This is a genomic window from Pantoea sp. UBA4549, assembly GCF_002387285.1.
Taxonomy (GTDB): domain Bacteria; phylum Pseudomonadota; class Gammaproteobacteria; order Enterobacterales; family Enterobacteriaceae; genus Pantoea; species Pantoea borealis.
In genome coordinates, this window is the sequence record NZ_DGLH01000008.1 from 104938 (window position 1) to 126435 (window position 21498).

Consider the following 21498-nt stretch of genomic DNA (forward strand, 5'->3'; position numbering starts at 1 on the left):
CCGCCTGTGATCTGGCGCAATTATGACCAGAAATTGTTTGTGACTGGAATCACACTTTTGTAATAAAACCTCATCGCTAAAAGGTGAGCCTTATCACAAAAAGGCCGCTTTTTTGCGCAATTTTCCGGCACTGCTGTTTTTTTAAGCCGCTTTTGTGTGATACAAATCACGTTACACCCCCCTGCCCACCCCACTTTTGCGTGATATAGATCACACTAATTCAGGACGCTACGCACGCCCCTTAACTAGTGCTAGAGTCCGCCTGCATACAGTAATGCCGCGGCCCCCGCCGTAACGTCTCAACAAAAACAAATGCGCGCTCCTGTTGCAGCGCGTCTCAATAAGGGGTGGGTTTATGTCCTCATCAGTCAAGGTCAGAGTGCAGAGCTTTGGTCGCTTTCTGAGTAATATGGTGATGCCTAACATCGGTGCGTTTATCGCATGGGGTATCATCACCGCGCTGTTTATTCCAACCGGGTGGATCCCGAACGAAACGCTGGCGAAGCTCGTCGGTCCGATGATCACCTATCTGCTGCCGCTGCTGATCGGCTTTACCGGCGGCCGTCTGGTTGGCGGCGATCGCGGTGGCGTTGTCGGTGCGATTACAACCATGGGCGTCATTGTCGGTGCTGATATGCCGATGTTCCTCGGCGCGATGCTTGCCGGACCGCTGGGCGGCTGGGCAATTCGCGCGTTTGACCGGGCCGTTGACGGCAAGATCAAAAGCGGTTTCGAAATGCTGGTGAATAACTTCTCCGCCGGCATCATCGGTATGCTGCTGGCGCTGCTGGCGTTCCTGGCGATTGGTCCGCTGGTGCAGGGGCTGTCGCACATTCTCGCCGCCGGGGTCAACCTGATGGTGCAGAACAACCTGCTGCCGCTGACCTCTATTTTTGTTGAACCCGCAAAAATCCTGTTCCTTAACAACGCTATTAACCACGGCATTTTCTCGCCGCTGGGTATTCAGCAGGCGAGCGAAGCAGGTAAATCGATCTTTTTCCTGATTGAAGCCAACCCAGGCCCGGGCATGGGCGTGCTGGTTGCCTACATGATCTTTGGTCGCGGCAGCGCTAAACAGTCAGCGGGGGGTGCAGCCATTATCCACTTCCTGGGTGGCATCCACGAAATTTACTTCCCGTATGTGCTGATGGCACCGCGTCTGCTGCTGGCGGTGATCCTGGGCGGTATGACCGGCGTATTTACGCTGACGCTGCTCAATGGCGGTCTGGTTTCGCCGGCTTCACCAGGTTCCATTCTGGCCGTGCTGGCGATGACGCCGAAAGGCGCCTATTTTGCTAACGTTGCCGCTATCGTGGCCGCATTTGCCGTCTCTTTTGTTGTCTCTTCCATTCTGCTGAAAACCAGCAAAGTCAAAGAAGAGGATGATATTGAAGCGGCCACCCAGCGTATGCGTGACATGAAAGCGCAGTCGAAAGGTCAGCCGGTTGCAGGCGCGCCGGTTGTGGCCGACGCTAACAGCGTAGACGTAAGCCACGTGCGTAAAATCATCGTTGCCTGTGACGCCGGTATGGGCTCCAGCGCTATGGGTGCCGGCGTGCTGCGCAAAAAAGTTCAGGATGCGGGCCTCACCAGTGTCTCGGTGACGAACAGCGCGATTAACGCGCTGCCGGGTGATGTTGATCTGGTGATCACGCACCGCGATCTCACAGAGCGGGCAATGCGACAGGCACCTCAGGCACAGCATATCTCGCTGAATAACTTCCTTGATAGCGCGCTCTACACCAACCTGACCGAGCGTCTGGTGACGGTAAACCGCAGCGTGACGCATCGCGAAACGGTGCAGACAACGCTGGCAGACAGCTTTGATAATGAGAATACGCACCTGTTTAAGCTCGGTACTGATAACGTATTCCTCGACCTGACCGCCAGCAACAAAGAGCAGGCGATCCGCTTTGCCGGTGAGCAGCTGGTAAAAGGCGGCTATGTCCAGCCAGAATACGTTGAAGCGATGCTGGCGCGTGAAAAGCTGACGCCAACGTATCTGGGTGAGTCGATTGCGGTTCCGCACGGTACGGTAGAAGCGAAAGATCGCGTGCTGAAAACAGGCGTAGTGTTCTGTCAGTATCCGGCAGGCGTACAGTTTGGCGATGAGCCGGATGAGGTTGCACGCCTGGTAATCGGCATTGCGGCCCGCAACAATGAGCACATTCAGGTGATCACCAGCCTGACCAACGCGCTGGATGATGACAGCGTGATTGAACGGCTGGCGCAGACCCGCAGCGTGCAGGAAGTGCTGGATCTGCTCTCAGGCAGCGGCGTAAAAGCGTAATCAGCCAGCAGTTTTTTCCCCGGGGCGGGCAGGCCCGCCCTGTTTTCGGGGCGGAAATGCCCGCCCTTTCGCTATTTGAGATGGGTCAATTTTATGAAAGCGTTACATTTTGGAGCAGGCAATATTGGTCGCGGATTTATCGGCAAACTGCTGGCAGATGCCGGTATTGAGCTGATCTTTGCTGACGTCAATCAGGTCGTCCTGGACGCCCTCAACGCCCGTCACGCCTATCCGGTTCATGTTGTTGGCGAACAGGCAAAAACGGAAACGGTCACCGGCGTCAGCGCCGTTAACAGCACCAGCGATGACATCATCGCGCTGATCGCTGAAGTCGATCTGGTCACTACCGCCGTCGGACCGCAGATCCTTGAACGTATTGCCGGCAGTGTGGCACAGGGTCTGATCGCACGTCACGACCAGGGAAATACGCAGCCGCTCAATATCATCGCCTGCGAAAATATGGTGCGTGGCACCAGTCAGCTAAAACAGCATGTCCTGAAGGCGCTGCCGGCGCAGCACCACGCCTGGGCAGAAGCGCACGTCGGCTTTGTTGATTCCGCGGTGGATCGCATTGTTCCCCCTTCTGAAGCCAGCAGCAGCGATCCGCTGGAAGTGACCGTTGAGACCTTCAGCGAATGGATTGTTGATAAAACGCAGTTTAAAGGCACGCTACCGGCGATCCCGGGCATGGAGCTGACAGACAACCTGATGGCGTTTGTTGAACGCAAACTCTTTACGCTTAACACCGGTCACGCCATTACCGCTTATCTGGGCAAACTGGCGGGTCATGCGACCATTCGCGATGCGATCCTGGATAGCCGCATTCGCGCGGTGGTTGAGGGGGCCATGCAGGAGAGCGGCGCCGTTCTGATCAGGCGCTACGGTTTTGATGCAGAAAAACATGCGGCGTACATCAGCAAAATCCTTACCCGCTTTGAAAACCCTTACCTGAAAGATGACGTCGAGCGTGTGGGACGTCAGCCGCTGCGCAAGCTGAGCGCGGGCGATCGTCTGGTTAAACCGCTGCTCGGTACGCTGGAATATCAGCTGCCGCACGGTAATCTGGTGCAGGGGATCGCGGCCGCAATGCACTATCGCAGCGATGCCGATCCGCAGGCGCAGGAGCTGGCCACGCTGATCGCGGAACAGGGCGTAGCGGGCGCGCTGGTAAACATTTCCGGACTGGAGCCGGAGAGCAAGGCAGTACAGGCTGTGGTGAGCGCTTACGACGCTATGGCATAATGCGCGCCCTCTGGTGAGCAAACCGGGCGCAACCACGTTGCGCCCGCAGATGGTAGCTGAACGATGCAGGCAATGATGGAAGAGAAGCAGGCTTTTGAAAACCAGGTGCTTGAGCGCCTGAACGCCGGTCGTTCGGTGAGAAGCTTTCTGATTGCTGCAGTTGAACTGCTGGCAGAAGCGGTTAATCTGCTGGTGCTGCAGGTCTTTCGCAAAGATGATTATGCCGTAAGGTACGCCGTTGAGCCGCTGCTGCTGGGAGATGGCCCGCTGGGCGAGCTGTCGGTCCGGCTTAAGCTTGTTTACGGGCTTGGCGTGATTACGCGTCAGGAGTATGAGGATTGCGAACTGCTGCTGACGCTACGCGAAGAGCTGAATCACGACGCCAGCGACTATCGCTTTACCGATGATGAAGTGCTGGGCCCGTTTAATGAACTGCACTGCGTGGTCGCCTGGCCGCCAAAACCCGACTTCATCCGCGATGATGAGGCGCTGCGCATTATGCAGCAGCAGCGTTATCTGCAGATGGTGCGATCCACCATGGTGCTCTCTCTGACCGAACTTATTTCACGTATTTCGCACAAGCAGGCATTTAAAAAGCCCGCTGTCTGACGTCAGGCAGCGGTGTATCGAACAGTCATACTGCCCGCCCGGCATAAATTAATGTATCCTTTCCCTGTTTTCCTTAATGAGTTTTTCCAATGAAAGAACAAGTCAAAGCCGAGATCAAACGCCTCAGCGATCAGCTGGACGCACTGAACCGCAAAGAGCCCCAGCTGCTGGAAGCGGGTGACGCTGAAAAGCTGGGCGCGCTGCTGAAAGAGAAAGAGACGCTGGTGCAGGAGATTGAACGTCTGCGCGGCGTGCGTGATGAAAAGCTGAGCAAAGAAGCACAGCAGCTGCAGCAGCTGCCATTCAGCCGTGAAATCACGAAAAAAGAGCAGGCCAACATGGGTGCGCTGAAGAAAAGCGTGCGCGGCCTGGTGGTAGTGCATCCGATGACCGCGCTGGGACGTGAAATGGGTCTGAAAGTCATGACCGGCTACGCAAAACAGCCGTTCTGAAGCTGTTCAGGCTGCACGGTTTGCGCGGTGAGCGCAGCCGGCGGCCTGCTGAACCTGCTCTTTCAGGCTATCGAGCAGCGTGTAGCGCCGGCGATATTCGGCGCGTTTTTTACTGGCTATCTCCTCCAGCGCTTTGCGCTCCATCTGCCGCGGCAGCGTAAAGCAGCCATCGGCTCGCTCCTCGCCGCCCAGCGACAGCCAGAACTCACTGTAGCTGGCAAAAAACTTATCCCCTTTACTGTGCCGATAGCGCAGGCTGCGGAACACATGCGTGGTGTCGCCGACGGCGGCTATCGCTTCTGCGCCACACGCCTCCGCCAGCAGAAACAGCGCTTCCATTAGCACGCGCTTGGGAAACAGACCGTGCGCCGCTTTAGTCGCTTCGCGGATCGCTTCCGACGGAATATGTTTGCGCGGTCCCTGCAGTCCGCCAATAAACAGCGTGCGCCGCTGCGGCTCGCCAATCAGCGAAAACGAGAGTGAGGCCAGCAGCATGCCCTGATACTCCAGCGTCAGCGTCAGCTCACCTTCACGGTCGTAATAGCCGGAACAGCAGGCAATCGTAAACTGCTCTTCATTTCTGCCGCTGAGCCGGGCAACAGGCGTACCGGCCGGGTTCAGCATCATCTGACGCAGATCGGGATTCGTGAGCTGCGCAACATGCTGGTAGTGCTGCACAATGGCGCGTGCGCGCTGCGCCACGCTAAACCGTGAACAGAGATAGGGACGATGCGGCTTGGCAGGCAGCAGGCCCTGGCTGGCCATCAGCTGCGGCAAAAACGGCAGCTGTGCTAACTGCTGCAGATAGGTCAGCGTCGTGAGCGGATAGAGCGCCGATCGCAACGCAAATTTGGTACGAAAGCGGCCGCTGTGCCAGAGATTATCAGGGCGCAGTTTGCCGCTGATCAGCGGAAAAAACAGCGCTGACGAAGTGAGATCGCCCGGTTCAGTGTGTGTAATTGTTGTCATAAGGAGCTTAACGTCTCGAAAAAACCTGCTGCAATGTTAAGCACAGCCGCTTCAACGATTCGTTAATGACCCCGCCCCGTCAGAATGAAACGGTTTGCTGTTTAGCCGGGGTTTAGGTTGCCGTTACGCAGACAAAAAAAACCGGTGACATGCACCGGTTTATAACGCAGAAATCAGCGCTGATTATTTTGCTGCAGCAAAACGTGCTGCCGCTTCGTCCCAGTTCACTACGTTCCAGAACGCTTTGATGTAGTCCGGACGCTTGTTCTGATACTTCAGGTAGTAAGCGTGTTCCCAGACGTCCAGGCCCAGAATAGGATAGCCAGACGCACCGGCGATCGCTTCGCCCATCAGCGGGTTGTCCTGGTTAGCGGTAGAGACCACGGCCAGCTTATCACCCTGCTTAACCAGCCATGCCCAGCCGGAACCAAAACGGGTAGCAGCGGCTTTTTCAAACGCTTCCTGGAAGTTTTCAACGCTGCCGAAATCTTTTTCGATAGCCGCTTTCAGATCGCCCTGCAGCGTGGTGCCGGTCTTCAGACCTTTCCAGAACAGGCTGTGGTTAGCGTGGCCACCGGCGTTATTACGCAGCGGGCCTTTTTTGTCTGCTGGCAGCTGATCCAGTTTGGTAATCAGCTCATCAACCGGCAGATCGGCGAATTCGGTACCTTCCAGCGCTGCGTTAGCGTTGTTTACGTAGGTCTGGTGGTGTTTGGTGTGATGGATTTCCATCGTCTGCTTGTCGAAGTGCGGTTCCAGTGCGTCGTAGGCGTACGGCAGGGATGGCAGTGAATAACTCATGTTCTTCCTCTCCATTTAATGTTTTGCAGCATCACCTTACCAGTGTGCCGCGTAAGCAGTGGGATCATTATAGTTAAAATCATGATCCATAAAAGGGTTATCAATGCCGTAGAAACGATAAGGGTTTGTGGCGCAGCGGCCTGAAACGGCTACCGCAGCCGCTGCGGATGGGTATAGATCGTTGCCCGCCCCGGTTTGCTGAAGCCCACCAGCGTCAGATTACTGCGCTGCGCAACCTCTACCGCCAGCTGGGTGGCTGCCGAGACCGCAAACAGAATTTCCACGCCACACATGGCGGACTTCTGCACCATCTCGTAGCTGGCGCGGCTGGAAACCAGCACCGCCCCCTGCTGCCATCGCTGCTGACTGCGCAAACCCAGCAGCTTATCCAGTGCAACGTGCCGTCCCACATCTTCACAACCGCCCGGCAGTAATCCCTCGGGTGAGAGCCAGGCAGCAGCGTGCGTACAGCCGGTAAGATTGCCCGCGGGCTGATAATCACGCAGCCGGGCCAGTGCGCCGTCCAGCAAAGCGAGGTCAAACGTCTGGGTAAAGGGCAGCGGCTGGAGCGGTTTACCAATCTGCTCCAGCTGCTCAACGCCACAGACGCCGCAGCCGGTTCGCCCCGCCATCGACCGGCGCTGCGCTTTTAGCGCCATAAACCGGCGGCTGGCAAGCTCAATCTGCACCTCGATGCCGTTACAGCCCGGCACCACATCGATACCGTAAATCTCAGCCGGTTGTTCAATAATTCCTTCAGATAGCGAGAAGCCCAGCGCAAATGCCTCAAGGTTATCGGGCGTCGCCATCATTACCACGTGTGAAATGCCGTTATAGACCAGCGCTACCGGCACTTCCTGCGCCAGCCAGTCGGTTTCGGCCGTTTCGGGCGTCTGGCGCTGCCACACTTCAGCCTGGCTTACACCGGCGATCGTTTTCACAGGTTGCTCACCTGCCTGCTGTTTTGCTGTCACGTTATCTTTCTCTTATTGCACCCATCAGAAAGCGGCGGGCCTCACGGCCTGGAGGGTATACCGGCTGCCGGTTCAGATGCTGAGCATGAACGTCAGCCGAAAATTTTTCTTCAACTTATGTGCTGGGCGTCCGGCAGCAGCAGAGTCACCTGCCCGGCTGGCTGCCGTTACCGGCAGTTAATCGTCTGTCAGGCAGCCGCCTGAGTGTCAGGCTGCTATCATCAGCGTAGTCGTGCTGCTTTCATTGTTGGCAGCGTTATCGCCAGAAAAAACAGGTGGTCCCTGATGAGTATTCGCATTATTCCGCAGAATCAGCCGGAAGCACGCGAACCGCAGACAGCGGAACAGATCCCGTCGCTGCTGTTTCCCCGGCTGAAAAATCTCTATAGCCGTCGCGCCGCACGCCTGCGCCATCTGGCGGCAAAAAATCCGCTGGGCGACTATCTGCGCTTTGCTGCGGTTATCGCTCAGGCGCAGGAGATCGTGCTGTACGACCATCCGCTGCGGCTCGATCTGCATCCGCGCCTTGCAGAAAGCGCGCAGCGGAATGAGCCGCCGCTTGATATTCGCCACTATCCACGCGATCGTCACTGGCAGCTGCTGCTGCATTCACTGATTGCGGAACTCAAGCCGGAGATGAGTGGCCAGGCGCTGGCGGTGCTGGAAAATCTGGAAAAATCGTCCGCCAGCGAGCTGGAGACACTTGCCAGCGCGCTGCTGGCGGGTGAATTTAGCCGGGTCAGCAGCGATAAATCTCCTTTCGTCTGGGCAGCGCTGTCGCTTTACTGGGCGCAGATGGCCGCCATGATACCCGGCAAGGTGCGGACGGAACAGGGCGATCACCGGCAGTTCTGCCCGGTCTGCGGCAGCGTTCCGGTCACCGGCCTGGTGCATATGGATATGGCGCAGGAAGGCGTGCGCTACCTGCACTGTAACCTGTGCGAAAGTGAGTGGCACGTCGCCAGTGACCGCTGCTGCAACTGCGAGCAGACGCGCGATCTGCACCTCTGGTCGCTCGATAATCATCAGGCTGCCGTGAATGCAGAAAGCTGCGGCGACTGCGGCACCTATATGAAGCTGCTCTGCCAGGCGAGAGATCCGGCGGTTGAGCCTGTTGCCGATGACCTTGCGTCGCTGGTGCTGGATGCGCGCATGGAGCAGGAAGGCTTTGCCCGCAGCAGCCTGAACCCATTTATGCTCCCTGGCGAGTAGCTGGCCGGGCGCAACCGTTACGTACCGCGTTTTACACGGAGGCTTTGATGAAACTGATAGGCAGCTATACCAGCCCGTTCGTGCGCAAAATTTCAGTGATTCTGCTGGAAAAAGGCATTGTGTTTGAGTTTATCAACCACACGCCGTGGGCTGAAGACAGTCAGGTGCCGCACTACAATCCGCTGGGAAAGGTGCCAGCCCTGATAGATGAGCGCGGATTAACCTGGTACGACTCTTCTGTCATTGCTCAGGTTATTGAACTGCGTAATGACGCGCCAGCGCTGCTGCCTGATGACGCGCTGCGCGCGCTGCAGATACGTCAGCTGGCAAAGCTGGCGGATGGCATTAACGACGCGGCTGTGACCATTGTCCGGGAGCAAATGCGGCCCGGCACGCAGCAGTCTGAAGAGGTGCTGCTGCGCAACCGCGAAAAAATTCAGCGCGGCCTGGATGCGCTGGAGGCCGCTGCGGCACAAGCGGAGCTGCTCAATACCGGCACCCTGAATCTGGCGGATATCGCGACCGGCTGCATGATTGGCTATCTGAATTTCCGCCGCGTCCTGCCTAACTGGTGTGTAAACCGTCCGGCGCTGGTCAGGCTGGCGGAAACCCTGTTTCAGCGTGAGAGCTTTGCGCGTACCGTGCCGCCGGCAGGTTAACGGCAATAAAAAAGGGACGATTGCTCGTCCCTTTCGCTACCGCAGCCTGCTGCTGCTTACTGCAGCAGGGAAATGTCTGCCACCTGCAGGAACAGCTGACGCAGCTGTGCCAGCAGCGTCAGACGGTTCACGCGCACGGCATCATCTTCTGCGTTAACCATAACGTTATCGAAGAAGTTATCCACCGCCTCACGCAGCTGTGCCAGCTCCACCAGCGCATCCTGATAGCGGCCCTCTGCAAAATAAGGCTGCAGCTTGTCGCCCAGCGCGGTGACAAAGGTCGCCAGCTGGATCTCAGCGTTCTCTTTCAGCAATGACGCCTGCACGCTGTCGTTCAGCGGATCGCTGGCTTTCGCCAGAATGTTTGATACGCGCTTGTTAGCCGCCGCCAGTGCTGCCGAGGCCTCCAGCGTGCGGAAGTGCGATACCGCTTTCATGCGCGCATCGAAATCTGCCGGGCGGGTCGGACGACGTGCCAGCACCGCCTGAATGGTATCGACGCTGTGGCCCTCTTCCTGATACCAGGTACGGAAACGGCCCAGCATGAAGTCGATCACCTCATCAACCACTTTCGCATTGCTCAGTTTACTGCCATAGAGACGCACGGCTTCTTCGGTCAGGCTCTGCAGATCAAGCGGCAGATTCTTCTCGACGATAATACGCAGCACGCCTAACGCGGCGCGGCGCAGCGCAAAGGGGTCTTTGTCGCCTTTCGGATGCTGACCGATACCAAAAATGCCCGCCAGCGTATCCATTTTGTCTGCAATCGCGACGGCACAGGCCACCGGGTTAGAGGGCAGTGCATCCCCGGCAAAGCGCGGCTGATACTGCTCATTGAGCGCTACCGCCACATCCTCCGCTTCTCCGTCATGACGGGCGTAGTGCATACCCATGACGCCCTGGGTGTCGGTAAATTCAAACACCATGTTGGTCATCAGGTCGCACTTGGAGAGCAGGCCGGCGCGGGTTGCGTGATCCACATCTGCACCAATCTGCGCGGCAATCCAGCCTGCCAGCGCCTGAATGCGGTCGGTCTTATCACGCAGCGTGCCCAGCTCTTTCTGGAACAGCACCGTCTCCAGACGCGGCAGGTTATCTTCCAGACGCTTTTTGCGATCGCTGTTGAAGAAGAACTCCGCGTCCGCCAGACGGGGACGCACAACTTTTTCATTACCGGCCACGATCTGCTGCGGATCGCCTGACTCAATGTTGGTCACGAAGATGAAGTTCGGCAGCAGTTTTCCTTCCGGGCTGTAGACCGGGAAATATTTCTGATCGCCTTTCATGGTATAGACCAGCGCCTCCGCCGGCACCGCCAGGAACTTCTCTTCAAACGTTGCGGTCAGCACCACCGGCCATTCCACCAGCGAAGCCACCTCTTCCAGCAGGCTGTCGCTGAGATCGGCGATGCCGCCCAGCTGCTGTGCGGCCGCTTCCGCATCCGCCTTGATTTTCGCTTTACGTTCAGCGTAATCAGCCATCACCTTGCCGCGCGCCAGCAGCTGCTGCGGATAGTGATCGGCGTGCTCCAGCGTAAATTCTGGCTCACCCATAAAGCGGTGACCGCGAACGGTGCGCGCTGACTGCACGCCCAGAATAGTCGCCGGGATCAGTTCCTCTCCGAGCAGCAGCGTCACGGTATGCACCGGGCGCACAAACTGGACGTCACTGGCGCCCCAGCGCATCAGTTTAGGGATCGGCAGCTTGCTCAGTGCGGTCGTGACCATTGCCGGCAGCAGCGCGCTGGCCTGCTCACCCTTCACCGCAGCGCGATGCACCAGCCATTCGCCTTTGTCAGTGCTCAGGCGTTCAGCCTGATCAACAGTAATGCCGTTGCCGCGTGCCCAGCCTTCTGCTGCTTTCGTCGGATTACCTGCAGCGTCAAACGCCGCTGCGACAGCGGGGCCGCGCTTTTCAATCTCACGATCGGGCTGTGCCGCCGCCAGTGCCGCCACTTTCAGCGCCAGACGGCGCGGGGCAGCAAACCAGCTGACTTCGCCGTGCGTCAGGCCAGCGCTGTCCAGCTCGGCAGTAAAGTGTGCCGCAAAGGCTTCTGCCAGGCTGCGCAGGGCTTTCGGAGGCAACTCTTCGGTGCCAATTTCCACCAGGAAAGTTTTATCGGTCATGGCTGCCTCTTACTTATTACGGTTGCACATCGGGAAACCCAGCGCCTCGCGTGACGCATAGTAGGCTTCCGCCACAGCTTTCGTCAGGGTGCGAATACGCAGAATATAGCGCTGGCGTTCAGTAACGGAGATCGCCTTGCGCGCGTCGAGCAGGTTAAAGCTGTGTGCCGCTTTCAGAATACGCTCGTAGGCTGGCAGCGGCAGCGGCTTCTCCAGCGCCAGCAGCTGCTGCGCCTCTTTTTCATACTGCTCAAAGCAGCTGAACAGGAAACTGACGTCGGCATACTCGAAGTTATAGGTCGACTGCTCCACCTCGTTCTGGTGAAACACATCGCCGTAGGTGGTCTTGCCAAAGGCACCGTCGCTCCAGGTGAGATCGTAGACGCTGTCCACGCCCTGGATATACATTGCCAGACGCTCCAGGCCATAGGTGATCTCACCCGTGACCGGCTTGCACTCCAGGCCACCAACCTGCTGGAAGTAAGTGAACTGCGTCACTTCCATGCCGTTGAGCCACACTTCCCAGCCGAGGCCCCAGGCACCCAGCGTCGGGTTCTCCCAGTTATCTTCAACGAAACGAATATCGTGGACAGTGGGATCGATACCCAGCTCTTTCAGCGATCCGAGGTAGAGCTCCTGAAGATTGTCCGGGTTAGGCTTAATCACCACCTGGAACTGATAGTAGTGCTGCAGGCGATTAGGGTTTTCACCATAGCGTCCGTCGGTCGGACGACGTGAAGGCTGCACGTAGGCGCTGGCCATCGGCTCCGGGCCGATAGCGCGCAGGCAGGTCATGGGGTGTGAGGTGCCGGCGCCCACTTCCATGTCCAGCGGCTGGACAATGGTGCAGCCCTGGCGCGCCCAGTAATCCTGCAAGGTCAGGATCAGGCCCTGAAAGGTCTTGGTATCAAACTTTTGCATGTTGAATTCGCACGGGATACGGGTGAATTAAAAAGAGTTCGACAGTATACCCTTTGACCGGGCAATGTGCAGCCGGAAATCCTGAGGCTGTGCGGGTCGCGCGCGCGCTGGTCGCACAGAGGGCTCTGAATTACGGCGTCAGATGTTGTTGAGTGGCGGTACAGCGGCTACCCTTCCACGCACCATCTGTACGCGAGGATCCCATGCCGCAAAAAATTAGCTGGATCGACAACTTACGCGCGGTCGCCTGCCTGATGGTGATCGTGATCCATACCACGACCTGGTATATCACCGGGCCGATGGCGGTCACCGGCATCACCTGGGATGTGACCAACCTGATGAACGCTGCCTCACGCGTCTGCGTGCCGCTGTTCTTTATGATTTCAGGCTACCTGTTTTTTGGCGAGCGCAGCGCGCAGGCGCGGCACCTGATACGCATTGTGCTTTGCCTGCTGTTCTACAGCGCGGTTGCGCTGGCGTATATCACCTGGCTGACGCCGATCAGTGAAGGCCGTTCCATTATGAAGCTGCTGCAGAAGCCGGTGTTCTATCATCTGTGGTTCTTCTTTGCGATTATCGGCATCTACCTGCTTTCGCCGCTGATACAGGTCAAAACGGTACAGAAACGCTACGTGGCGCTGCTGGTGGTGGTGCTGGCAGTGGTGGCCAACCCGAATACGGTCAGTCAGTCAGTGGGATCCTTTCGCTGGCTGCCGGTCAATCTCTATGTCAGTGGCGACAGCTTCTATTACCTGTTGTACGCCCTGCTCGGACGCGCTATCGGCTGTATGGAAACAGGCGGCCGGCGGATCAGCTGGCTGGCAGGTAGCGTGTTTATCGCCTGCGTGCTGGGCATCGCACTGGGAACAAAACAGCTGCTGAAAATCAACGGCGCCTTTAACGACACCTGGTATCTTTACTGCGGGCCGCTGGTCTTTATCGCGGCCATCAGCCTGCTGGTCCTGTTTAAAAACAGCCTGAACCAGCGGCCGCTGCCGCTGCTGGCAACCATTTCACGCTATTCGCTGCCGGTATATGGCTTTCACGCGCTATTTATTCACTATCTGCGCACTCACCATTATGACGATATGTCACGACCCTGGCTCGATCTGCCGTGGGTCTTTGGCGTAACGCTGCTGGGAAGTCTGCTGCTGGCGATGCTGCTGAAACGTATCGATACGCGACAGCTGGTCAGCTGAAAGCGCTGACCGGTGGGCCAGGCACGCGCATGCCCGCTTTTACCGGTCAGCCAGGTGGCTCTGCCAGTCATGAAACAGCGTCAGCCAGTTTCGTACCGGCAGCTTCAGTTTTTGTCCGGTGCCAAAACCGTGCCCGCCCTGCTGGAACAGATGCAGTTCTGTTTTCACTTTGTGCTCGCGCAGCGCCGCAAACATCAGCAGCGTATTCTGCGGTGAAGCCGTGCCGTCATTCAGCGCCTGGACGAGAAACGTTGGCGGCGTATGCGCACTGACGCGCGCTTCCTGCGACTGCTGCATGATGGTTTGCGGGCTGATGGTTTTGCCATACATCGCGGCACGCGTGCCCGGATGCGTTACGCCATCCTTAAGGGAGAGTACCGGGTAAATAAGCGCGGTGAAATCAGGACGTGCTGAAACGCTGTCCTGCGCATCCTGTGCCGTATAGTTATCACCATCAGGATCGTTACTGAGATTCGCGGCCAGATAAGCCCCCGCTGAGAAACCCATTACGCCAATACGGTCAGCAGCAATATGGTAGTGCGGGGCGCTGGCCCGGATAAGCCGCAGTGCCCGCTGCGCATCGGCAAAAGCCGCCAGGCGATGCTGTGCAGTGCCGTCGTGTGGCATGCGATACAGAAGAACAAATGACGAATAACCCTGACGGCTTAATACTGTGGCGATATTAAGGCCTTCAAGATCTTTCATAATATAAGAAAACCCCCCACCGGGAATGATAAGCACGGCTGTGTGATTATTTTTTCCCGCTGGCGGCACATAAATCATTTCCGGCGAATTAACCTGTGTGACGGCTCGATTATTATCAGCAGGATTTTTACTGAAATTAATAAATTTATTTTGCGTCATGTTTTCGCCTGGCCAGATAGGAATTTCCTTAGCGGCAAAGGCCAGTGGAAGATAAAGCAGTAAAAACGCGCTTATCAGGCGAAAAAAAATCATTCTTCTGGCTCCATATTATTAATAAAAACAATCACAAACCTGGCCTGCGCTCTGCCTTTTCTTTACGGCTGAGGCTCGGCAACTCTCTGAAAAGGAAAAATATCAGCGGCAGAATTTGAAAATAGCAGAAAGCGGATGAATAATAATCCCGGCAGTAATCTGATAAAATACCGGGCCAGGAAAAATTAGACTTTTCTCATGTTTACCAAAACATAGCCCTATGTTATAAGTGCATTTTAAACTATAAGAATCTGTGACCATGGGAATTTACTGGATCATAAGTCTTAGCCTGACTTTCGTCGCTATTGTCGAAATCATGTTAAGTAAAAATGAAAACACAGCACATATCAGGACGTGGCTTTATTTTATTGCTGTTGTAGTACTTTTTACTTTTGGCGGCATCCGTGGCCTGGGAACCGGCCTTGATGACTTCCAGTATCGCGACTTCTATGCACAGTTTCTCGATAAAATTATTATCGAGGGATTCTGGCGCGCCGTGGTCGAGTTTCGCTATGAGCCTGCTATTTATGCGATTGCTGGTGCAACGCGCGTTTTTACGGCCAATGCTGACATCTTTATCTTTGTTATCGCCTTCATCGCGGTATGCGTTAACGCGCACTATTTCCGCAAGCTGACGCCGCTGCCGCTGGTCGCGCTGGCCGTCTACTCGGCGCACCTGTTTATCAACAAAGACATGAACCAGATCCGCTTTGGTCTCTGCTCGGCGTTTCTGCTCGGCTTTATCTGGCATATGTCGCGTCGCAGTAAATCGGGTATGGTGACCACGTTTCTGCTGTCGTTTTTCTGCCACGCAACGGCTGTTGTCGCGCTGCTTATTCCGATGGCGATGATTATCCGCAAAAACAAATATGTGCCGATTGCGATCGTTGTTATCAGCCTGCCGCTGGCATTTATGGGAAGCTCGGCGCTGATTACCGCACTCTCCAGCCATCTGGGTTCACTCGGCGACAGGGCCATGGGCTATGCCGATGCGGAGTCGCGCCAGGAGCAGGGTATTCTGACGCTCTCTAACCTGAAGAACATTGGTTTTGTCTTTATCTTCAGCTATATGCTGCTGAGCGATAAGATCAGAAACGCCGATCCGGCAAAATTTAACACTTACTATATTCTGGCGATTACGTTCGCCATCGGCAGTGGCCTGCGTATGGCGCTGCAGGACTATGCTTCTGGCGGCCGCCTGGCAAACTACCTGCTGCAGGTTGAGCCCGTGCTGATCTCGCTCTGCATCTGGGAAACTAAAAAGCTGCGAAAGGTGATTGCCGTAGCGATAACCGTGCTGATGGTGCTCTACTACCTCTACTACAACACCATGGCCAGTAAGCAATCGATCGTCGGCTATGAGGTCTCACGCAGCTTCCAGCTGTTCCGTTAATCGTTAAAAACGCTAACCCACCGGTTAGCGTTTTTAATTTATCCCCTTTCCTTTCCGCTCTACCAGGGAAATTCTGAATATCATGCCGGCCTTATACATCACTTGATTTTTCTATCATTTAAAACTCTAATAGTTTACGTCTGCCACGGCAGATCCAGACGCTTTTAATCAGAACACCATCCGGTACAGGCGCTTTAATTAGTGTTACAGCGCGTTGTCATTTCATTAAAAAGAACACTGATATGAACGAAAAAAATAATTTTGATATTGTCAGGCTTTCGCTCGCCTTTATCGTTTTGCTGGTTCACTCAGCTGAAGTCACCAGGAATGCTGACATTCGTTTCCTTGCACACTATCTGAATAGCGATTTTGCTGTGAAAGGATTTTTTGCAATAAGCGGATTTCTTATTGCAAAAAGTTACTTAAGAAGCCGCTCACTGAACTCCTATTTTATTAAGCGTGCCCAGCGTATTCTGCCCGCTTATATATTTGTAATCCTGATGTGTTTTACGATTGGCCTGTGCCTGACTACGCTGCCGCTGATGGATTTCCTGAAACATCGTGAAACGATTAAGTATTTGGTGGCAAACTTTACCTTTCTGAATTTTATTCAGGCTTCGCTGCCGGGGGTGTTTACTGATAACCCGAATCAGCCGATGGATGGCTCACTCTGGACCATTAAAGCAGAACTGACGCTCTACGTGCTGTTGCCCTTTATCGTTCCGCTGATGAAGCGTAATCCGCTGAAAGTCTGGGGCGTGATCTTCCTCGTTTCCTGCGCCTGGTTCTTCTATTTTACTTCTGTCTATAGCGGTCCCAAAGCAGATACCCTGGCGAAGCAGTTTGTCGCCCTCTCCTCATACTTCTTCTTTGGCAGCCTGCTGGCGGTACACAAGCCCGCTTTTGATCGGCTGAAGATGATTACGCTGGTATCGATGGCGGCGTGGCTGCTGTGCAAACGCAGCGAGTATGCATTTATCATTGAGCCGGTTGCGTTCTCTTCAGTGGTGATTTTCTGCTGTACCAGCCTGTGCCGTGAGATAAAAATCAGCCAGTTTGGCGATCTTTCGTATGGCATGTACCTCTATCACTGGCCAATTATTCAGGTACTGCAGCATTTTGGTGTGTTCAGCGCTAACGCCTTTGCCGGCCTGCTGCTGACCATCGTCATGACTCTGGCACTGGCGTGGACCTCATGGACCCTGCTGGAAAGCCGTTTCCTGAAACGGGCGCATCACACGCCGCCTTCTATCGTGCCGCCGGCCGCTGCCCGCGACTAGATCAGCCTGCGCAGGCCACCGCCGGGTGGCCTGCATCGGTTCAGATGGTTTGTCCCCGGGTCAGCCGGAAAGCCAGCTCCACCTGCTCTGCCGCTGATGGCTGACCACTGCTCTGCTGCAATATCCTTTCCGTGGCAATTTTGCCCATCTCAAAGCGTGGCGTGATCACGCTGGCCAGCCCCGGTGTTGTGACCTGACCGATATCAAGCCCGTGAAAACCGGCTATCGCCAGCGTCTGCGGTACGGCGATGCCGGCCTGATGACACGCCTGCAGTACGCCAACGGCCAGATCGTCGTTAGTGCAGAAAATAGCGTCCATTTGCGGATAGCGCTGGCGCGCCTGCGCCATCATTTCATTACCGGCGGAAACAGAAGAGATGCGCTTTGGCACAATACGCCCCGCGGGTCGCTGCGCCTGCAGCATTGCGTCACGGTAGCCCGCGTAGCGCTGCTCGTCCCGGTGATCGGACATGGCGCCAAAATAGATAATGTGCTGCTTGCCGCTCTTCAGCAGCAGGCGGGTCATCTCAAACCCGGCGCGATAATTATCGAAGCCCACATTGATTCGCCCGGGCGCTGTGCCCAGCCCCATCACTTCAGCCACCGGCACGCTTGCGGCCTGCAGATATTTTTCAGCCCGCAGCGTATGTACCGTTCCGGTCAGTATCAGGCCTTTGACACCCAGAGCAAGCACGGTGGCAATCTGCTCCTCTTCGCGCTGTAAATCGTAGTCATAACTGACCACCAGCGTCTGATAGCCCTGCGTATGCGCCACCGACTCCACTCCCGCCAGCACATCTGCAAAAATCTGATTATAGAAAGAGGGGATCAGCACGCCGATGCGCGGTGCGCGCGGCGCAACCGGACTCTCTCTTTCTGCCTCGTACCCGATTTCAGTGATCACTGCCGCAATGCGCCCGGCGGTGGCGGGTTTCACTTTTTCCGGAGTGCGCAGAAAGCGGCTCACCGTCATTTTGGTCACGCCTGCCAGCGTGGCAATATCATCCAGCGTGATGCGCTGCGTTTTCATGATGCGTTCCGTAACAAGGGGTGGCTTAGCCTGATCTGTCAGCAATGTGGCAAAGAAGGTGGTGCACGGGGTTAATAATCTGCCTGTTCATACTGCGCAATAACAGCCAGTGCCAGCCCCTGGGCCGGCTCAAGACGCTGCGACAGAAAATGGAGGGTAGTATGCGCGTGAGTGAACGCCAGCGTACTGGCCTGCATCGTCTGCTTTACGGCATCCCTGAAAACAGATGCGCTGTTCCACGGCGCATCAATAATAATACAGGCCGGGTTGACCAGCTGCATAACCTGACTCAGCGCAAACCCCAGATGCCCGCCTGCTTCGCTCATCAGCGGATTGAAAAGTAAAGGGTCACTCTCGCCCTGCTGCCAGCGCAGGCCCGGCTTGCGTTTGCTCAGCTGCTGCTGAATGGCGGGTTGGCTAATCAGGGTCTCAAGACACCCCCGGCGACCACAGCTGCAGAGCAGGCCCTCGCGCTGCACCCGCAGATGACCGATTTCTCCGGCGGTCCAGCTGCTGCCGGTAAACAGCGCGCCACGATCGATCAGCGCCCCGCCCACGCCCTCAGCGATACGCAGATAAAAATGGCTCTGCGTCTTACTGAGCTGCAGCTGCTGTACAGAGAGCAGTGCGGCAGCCTTGACGTTGTTGAGCACCTGCAGCGGCAGGCGGACGCAGCGTTGCAGCGGCGCCAGCACCGCCACGTTCTCCCAGCCCAGTGGCGCAGAGAAGTGTACAAAGCCGCGCTGTGAATCAATGATGCCCGGCAGACCAATGGCAATCCCTGTCAGCTCCGGATGCGCAGCACATAATGTCTGACACACTTCGGCCAGCTCCTGCAGCAGCCGCTCTGGTACGGCCGTTTCGGTGCGCCACGTCTGTTCCGCAATGACCTGTGAGAAATAATCGCGTACCTGCCAGTGAATCGTCTGCCGCGCCACCATGATGCCAGCGCTTTTTAGTTTTTCCGGCCGCAGGGCGATCTCTATTTTGGGCCGCCCTGCGGCCGCTACGCTGACCGGCCCCAGCTCGCGGACCAGCCCCTGCGCCAGCAGGTCATCAATAATCAGTGAAACCGTGTTTTTGCTCAGATCCAGCGCCCGGGCAATGTCCTGACGGGAGGTGACACGGGTGGAACGCAGCTGCGTCATGACCCGCTTCATATTATTCAGTCGAAGTACCGCTGGTCCTTTACCGCCTGCTTTCATGGCACCTTCACCTGACAAAGAGATACGGTTCAGTTTAGCAGCCCGGCATCACCTGGCGCGCAGGCTGCAGCGCAGTTTACGCGTTTCAGCTATCAATATTCATCACCACGCACGCGGCTGCGATAGCTCTCCCAGTCGAAGCGTACCCACAGGCTGTTTCCCAGTCGCATCCGGTCCATTACGCGCTCGCCCAGCAGGCTGTTCATCCCTGCCGGATCGAGATTAGAGAGCATGCCGGTAGGGCGCTTTGAGGAAGAACGTCGATCAACAATCTGATTAATAATCACTTTCTCGTAGCGCGACTCGCTCTGCATGCCGATTTCATCAATCACCAGCAAATCAACCAGAGTAAGATCCTGCAGCAGCCGCTCTTCTGTGATATCACTGCCGCCGCTGAACGTGCCCTTCATGCTGGACATCAAATCGGCTACCGTCACAATCAGTACGCTCTTGCCGCGAATGATCAAATCATTCCCAATCGCCGCTGCCAGATGGTTCTTGCCGGTGCCGGGCCGGCCGGTAAAAACAAAGCTGGCAATACTGTTTTCAAATCCGGCCGCGTACTCGCGCGCCAGCATCAGCGCTTTGCGCTGCCCGTCATTCTCTACGCGATAGTTGTCAAAAGAGCAGTTCATATGCAGTTCGCGAATACCGGAGCGGCCCATGATGCGCTGCATCTTCATGGCACGGTTTTCACGCACGATTGCTTCTGAGCGCAGACGGCCCTGCTCCTGATTCCACGCCAGCAGTTCAGCACCATTCTTAAACTTTGGCTGCACATCTGCCGGCATGATTTTTTTCAGGCGATTGAAAAGATTGGTCGGAGTTTTCATTACTCACCTCGGAAACCATCGGGAATATCGTAATCAGTATTGTCGATACGCGTAATATCGCGTTTTGGCTGACCACCATTGCCGGCACGGTGCATCTGTACGCTGCGTGCCAGCTTCTGCTGCCACTGCACATGATGAAACGGCCGCCCTTCTGCCTGCCAGTAAGCCACAAAGGTGGCCAGTTCAGCAGGCGTGACCGGCTCGCTGAGTGCCACACCCCATACGGCTGCCTGACGCTGAAAATCGCTGTCGGGCTGCCACCCCTGATACATGGCAAACTTACCTGCCGGGATAGCCAGCGCTGCGCTATCCGGCTGAAACAAACTGTCATCCAGCGCGACATCGCTGGGCTGCTGTGTTGCCGCTTCCAGCGCCAGCAGCGCCGCCAGGCGCTGCGGCGTAACCGCATAAAAAGCGGGCGCGTTATCCTGCAGCACGGCCAGCGTACCATTGTCGGCCTGATTCAGTGCGGCAAGCGGATCGCGGCAGAAGCTGTCCAGACCGGCCAGCGTTGAAGATAAGATTTTTACGGACATGAAGAGACCTGACGTTGAGCATTCCGGGGCGCCAGATAACCCGGCGCCAGACAGACAGTGTACCTGTTTTAACACCGGGGATCGTCATAAAAGCAGGAATTAGCGCGGAGCGTAACGGGCATGGCTTAGCGCAGGCGAGACGCTATCTCGGGCCGCATCCTGCTGTGTAACACGCGTCTGCCACAGGTAGCGCAGCGATGCGATCAGGCAGAGACTGTAACCAAAGAGTTCGCAGCCCTCTTCGGCCATGTTCTTCACGACCCGGTTATACCCTTCCAGCATCAGCTGCTGCCAGAGCTGATGCATACCGAACAGCCGGGAAAACACCAGTATGGCCAGTAAGCCCGCAGCCATCATCTGCCAGCTGCGGTGCTGCAGCAGCGCAGCCAGGCCGGGCAGAATCTGCGCCGGCGTGCGCAGCGCCAGCGCCAGTGAGGCTGCAGTGGTCGCCAGCGCAAACCAGAGCCAGGCACCGTGCTGAATAAAATCAAACAGATAATCGAGTTCGCGTATCAGCATGCAACTGTAAAATCCGCCCACCAGAATCAGCGCGCTGCGCTGCTGCGGTCGCTGCGACGCGGCGCGAAAGAAAAGCGCAGCAAGCAGAGTCAGCATCACTGCCTGTGTGATTTCCGTAAACGACGTTTCGTGTAGCGCGTTGTGCATCCACGCGACGTCGATGTATACCATCGACATGCAGAAAACCAGAAGCGATCCACTGATGAGAAAGGCCGCCATCTCGCGGCTAATAAGAGTAATATGTTCACGCATTATAATGTAACCAAATAAGAAAATAATTAGCGCGCTTAG

General features: G+C 56.3%; 20 protein-coding genes. 9 read left to right on the forward strand and 11 right to left on the reverse strand.

The genetic code is table 11. The features are described from left to right. Positions 1 to 355: 355 nt before the first annotated feature. The 4 genes from B3041_RS06260 to B3041_RS06275 all read left to right on the forward strand — a co-directional run bounded on the left by B3041_RS06260 (position 356) and on the right by B3041_RS06275 (position 4593). The gene (locus B3041_RS06260) at positions 356 to 2290 is read left to right on the forward strand and encodes a PTS mannitol transporter subunit IICBA (RefSeq protein WP_292970146.1); all 1935 of its coding nucleotides are present in this window, start codon (positions 356 to 358) and stop codon (positions 2288 to 2290) included. A gap of 93 nt (positions 2291 to 2383) precedes the next feature. Further along, positions 2384 to 3532, forward strand: coding sequence for a mannitol-1-phosphate 5-dehydrogenase (gene mtlD / locus B3041_RS06265; RefSeq protein WP_292970148.1), 1149 nt, complete (start codon positions 2384 to 2386; stop codon positions 3530 to 3532). Positions 3533 to 3595: 63 nt separating this feature from the next. After that, on the forward strand, positions 3596 to 4141 hold the full coding sequence (mtlR, locus tag B3041_RS06270; protein WP_206099886.1) for a mannitol operon repressor MtlR: 546 nt from the start codon (positions 3596 to 3598) through the stop codon (positions 4139 to 4141). A gap of 89 nt (positions 4142 to 4230) precedes the next feature. Then, the gene (locus B3041_RS06275) at positions 4231 to 4593 is read left to right on the forward strand and encodes a YibL family ribosome-associated protein (RefSeq protein ID WP_065647847.1); all 363 of its coding nucleotides are present in this window, start codon (positions 4231 to 4233) and stop codon (positions 4591 to 4593) included. Between the two features lie 6 nt (positions 4594 to 4599). Here B3041_RS06275 and B3041_RS06280 read toward each other — a convergent pair whose 3' ends face one another. The 3 genes from B3041_RS06280 to fdhD form a co-directional block, all read right to left on the reverse strand. Further along, positions 4600 to 5562 (reverse strand): VirK/YbjX family protein, encoded by a 963-nt coding sequence (locus B3041_RS06280; protein WP_292970152.1) that lies wholly within the window; start codon positions 5560 to 5562, stop codon positions 4600 to 4602. Positions 5563 to 5745: 183 nt separating this feature from the next. Continuing rightward, positions 5746 to 6363, reverse strand: coding sequence for a superoxide dismutase [Mn] (sodA, locus tag B3041_RS06285; RefSeq protein ID WP_065647849.1), 618 nt, complete (start codon positions 6361 to 6363; stop codon positions 5746 to 5748). A 149-nt stretch (positions 6364 to 6512) separates the two neighbouring features. Beyond that, the gene (gene fdhD, locus B3041_RS06290) at positions 6513 to 7304 is read right to left on the reverse strand and encodes a formate dehydrogenase accessory sulfurtransferase FdhD (protein ID WP_313067240.1); all 792 of its coding nucleotides are present in this window, start codon (positions 7302 to 7304) and stop codon (positions 6513 to 6515) included. A 318-nt stretch (positions 7305 to 7622) separates the two neighbouring features. Here fdhD and fdhE point away from each other — a divergent pair, with 318 nt between their 5' ends. Both fdhE and B3041_RS06300 read left to right on the forward strand, forming a co-directional pair. After that, complete coding sequence (gene fdhE / locus B3041_RS06295; RefSeq protein WP_065647851.1) at positions 7623 to 8549, forward strand: formate dehydrogenase accessory protein FdhE; 927 nt, start codon at positions 7623 to 7625, stop codon at positions 8547 to 8549. Between the two features lie 47 nt (positions 8550 to 8596). Then, a complete protein-coding gene (locus tag B3041_RS06300; protein ID WP_065647852.1) occupies positions 8597 to 9208 on the forward strand; it encodes a glutathione S-transferase in 612 nt (203 codons plus the stop codon). Positions 9209 to 9264: 56 nt separating this feature from the next. Here the strand turns inward: B3041_RS06300 and glyS are convergent, their stop codons facing one another. Continuing rightward, entirely contained in the window at positions 9265 to 11334 is a 2070-nt protein-coding gene (glyS, locus tag B3041_RS06305; RefSeq protein ID WP_292970156.1) for a glycine--tRNA ligase subunit beta, read from the reverse strand. Between the two features lie 9 nt (positions 11335 to 11343). Further along, complete coding sequence (glyQ, locus tag B3041_RS06310) at positions 11344 to 12255, reverse strand: glycine--tRNA ligase subunit alpha (protein ID WP_065647854.1); 912 nt, start codon at positions 12253 to 12255, stop codon at positions 11344 to 11346. A 203-nt stretch (positions 12256 to 12458) separates the two neighbouring features. Here glyQ and B3041_RS06315 point away from each other — a divergent pair, with 203 nt between their 5' ends. Continuing rightward, complete coding sequence (locus B3041_RS06315) at positions 12459 to 13454, forward strand: acyltransferase (RefSeq protein ID WP_292970159.1); 996 nt, start codon at positions 12459 to 12461, stop codon at positions 13452 to 13454. A gap of 39 nt (positions 13455 to 13493) precedes the next feature. On the opposite strand, the gene B3041_RS06320 is transcribed toward B3041_RS06315, so the two are convergent. Continuing rightward, positions 13494 to 14411, reverse strand: coding sequence for an alpha/beta hydrolase (locus B3041_RS06320; protein WP_349678555.1), 918 nt, complete (start codon positions 14409 to 14411; stop codon positions 13494 to 13496). Between the two features lie 316 nt (positions 14412 to 14727). Here B3041_RS06320 and B3041_RS06325 point away from each other — a divergent pair, with 316 nt between their 5' ends. After that, the gene (locus B3041_RS06325; protein ID WP_240484877.1) at positions 14728 to 15804 is read left to right on the forward strand and encodes an EpsG family protein; all 1077 of its coding nucleotides are present in this window, start codon (positions 14728 to 14730) and stop codon (positions 15802 to 15804) included. Positions 15805 to 16046: 242 nt separating this feature from the next. After that, positions 16047 to 17084 carry an acyltransferase family protein gene (locus B3041_RS06330; protein WP_065647858.1) on the forward strand — a complete coding sequence of 346 codons (1038 nt, stop codon included), beginning with the start codon at positions 16047 to 16049 and terminating at the stop codon, positions 17082 to 17084. 40 nt (positions 17085 to 17124) lie between these two features. Here B3041_RS06330 and B3041_RS06335 read toward each other — a convergent pair whose 3' ends face one another. The 5 genes from B3041_RS06335 to B3041_RS06355 form a co-directional block, all read right to left on the reverse strand. Next, entirely contained in the window at positions 17125 to 18114 is a 990-nt protein-coding gene (locus B3041_RS06335) for a LacI family DNA-binding transcriptional regulator (RefSeq protein WP_292970163.1), read from the reverse strand. Between the two features lie 71 nt (positions 18115 to 18185). Then, on the reverse strand, positions 18186 to 19319 hold the full coding sequence (locus tag B3041_RS06340) for an ROK family transcriptional regulator (RefSeq protein WP_065647860.1): 1134 nt from the start codon (positions 19317 to 19319) through the stop codon (positions 18186 to 18188). A gap of 92 nt (positions 19320 to 19411) precedes the next feature. After that, entirely contained in the window at positions 19412 to 20152 is a 741-nt protein-coding gene (dnaC, locus tag B3041_RS06345) for a DNA replication protein DnaC (RefSeq protein WP_065647861.1), read from the reverse strand. Beyond that, a complete protein-coding gene (gene dnaT, locus B3041_RS06350; protein WP_065647862.1) occupies positions 20152 to 20688 on the reverse strand; it encodes a primosomal protein DnaT in 537 nt (178 codons plus the stop codon). The genes dnaC and dnaT overlap by 1 nt, the downstream gene beginning before the upstream one ends. Positions 20689 to 20787: 99 nt before the next feature. After that, positions 20788 to 21459: a hypothetical protein gene (locus tag B3041_RS06355; protein WP_065647863.1), complete on the reverse strand. Its 672-nt coding sequence runs from the start codon at positions 21457 to 21459 to the stop codon at positions 20788 to 20790. Positions 21460 to 21498 lie beyond the last annotated feature (39 nt).

Coding starts and splice junctions, on each gene's coding strand:
- B3041_RS06260 (WP_292970146.1), top strand. CDS start 356: ATGTCCTCATCAGTCAAGGTCAGAGTGCAGAGCTTTGGTCGCTTTCTG.
- mtlD (WP_292970148.1), top strand. CDS start 2,384: ATGAAAGCGTTACATTTTGGAGCAGGCAATATTGGTCGCGGATTTATC.
- mtlR (WP_206099886.1), top strand. CDS start 3,596: ATGCAGGCAATGATGGAAGAGAAGCAGGCTTTTGAAAACCAGGTGCTT.
- B3041_RS06275 (WP_065647847.1), top strand. CDS start 4,231: ATGAAAGAACAAGTCAAAGCCGAGATCAAACGCCTCAGCGATCAGCTG.
- B3041_RS06280 (WP_292970152.1), bottom strand. CDS start 5,562: ATGACAACAATTACACACACTGAACCGGGCGATCTCACTTCGTCAGCG.
- sodA (WP_065647849.1), bottom strand. CDS start 6,363: ATGAGTTATTCACTGCCATCCCTGCCGTACGCCTACGACGCACTGGAA.
- fdhE (WP_065647851.1), top strand. CDS start 7,623: ATGAGTATTCGCATTATTCCGCAGAATCAGCCGGAAGCACGCGAACCG.
- B3041_RS06300 (WP_065647852.1), top strand. CDS start 8,597: ATGAAACTGATAGGCAGCTATACCAGCCCGTTCGTGCGCAAAATTTCA.
- glyS (WP_292970156.1), bottom strand. CDS start 11,334: ATGACCGATAAAACTTTCCTGGTGGAAATTGGCACCGAAGAGTTGCCT.
- glyQ (WP_065647854.1), bottom strand. CDS start 12,255: ATGCAAAAGTTTGATACCAAGACCTTTCAGGGCCTGATCCTGACCTTG.
- B3041_RS06315 (WP_292970159.1), top strand. CDS start 12,459: ATGCCGCAAAAAATTAGCTGGATCGACAACTTACGCGCGGTCGCCTGC.
- B3041_RS06320 (WP_349678555.1), bottom strand. CDS start 14,411: ATGATTTTTTTTCGCCTGATAAGCGCGTTTTTACTGCTTTATCTTCCA.
- B3041_RS06325 (WP_240484877.1), top strand. CDS start 14,728: ATGTTAAGTAAAAATGAAAACACAGCACATATCAGGACGTGGCTTTAT.
- B3041_RS06330 (WP_065647858.1), top strand. CDS start 16,047: ATGAACGAAAAAAATAATTTTGATATTGTCAGGCTTTCGCTCGCCTTT.
- B3041_RS06335 (WP_292970163.1), bottom strand. CDS start 18,114: ATGAAAACGCAGCGCATCACGCTGGATGATATTGCCACGCTGGCAGGC.
- B3041_RS06340 (WP_065647860.1), bottom strand. CDS start 19,319: ATGAAAGCAGGCGGTAAAGGACCAGCGGTACTTCGACTGAATAATATG.
- dnaC (WP_065647861.1), bottom strand. CDS start 20,152: ATGAAAACTCCGACCAATCTTTTCAATCGCCTGAAAAAAATCATGCCG.
- dnaT (WP_065647862.1), bottom strand. CDS start 20,688: ATGTCCGTAAAAATCTTATCTTCAACGCTGGCCGGTCTGGACAGCTTC.
- B3041_RS06355 (WP_065647863.1), bottom strand. CDS start 21,459: ATGCGTGAACATATTACTCTTATTAGCCGCGAGATGGCGGCCTTTCTC.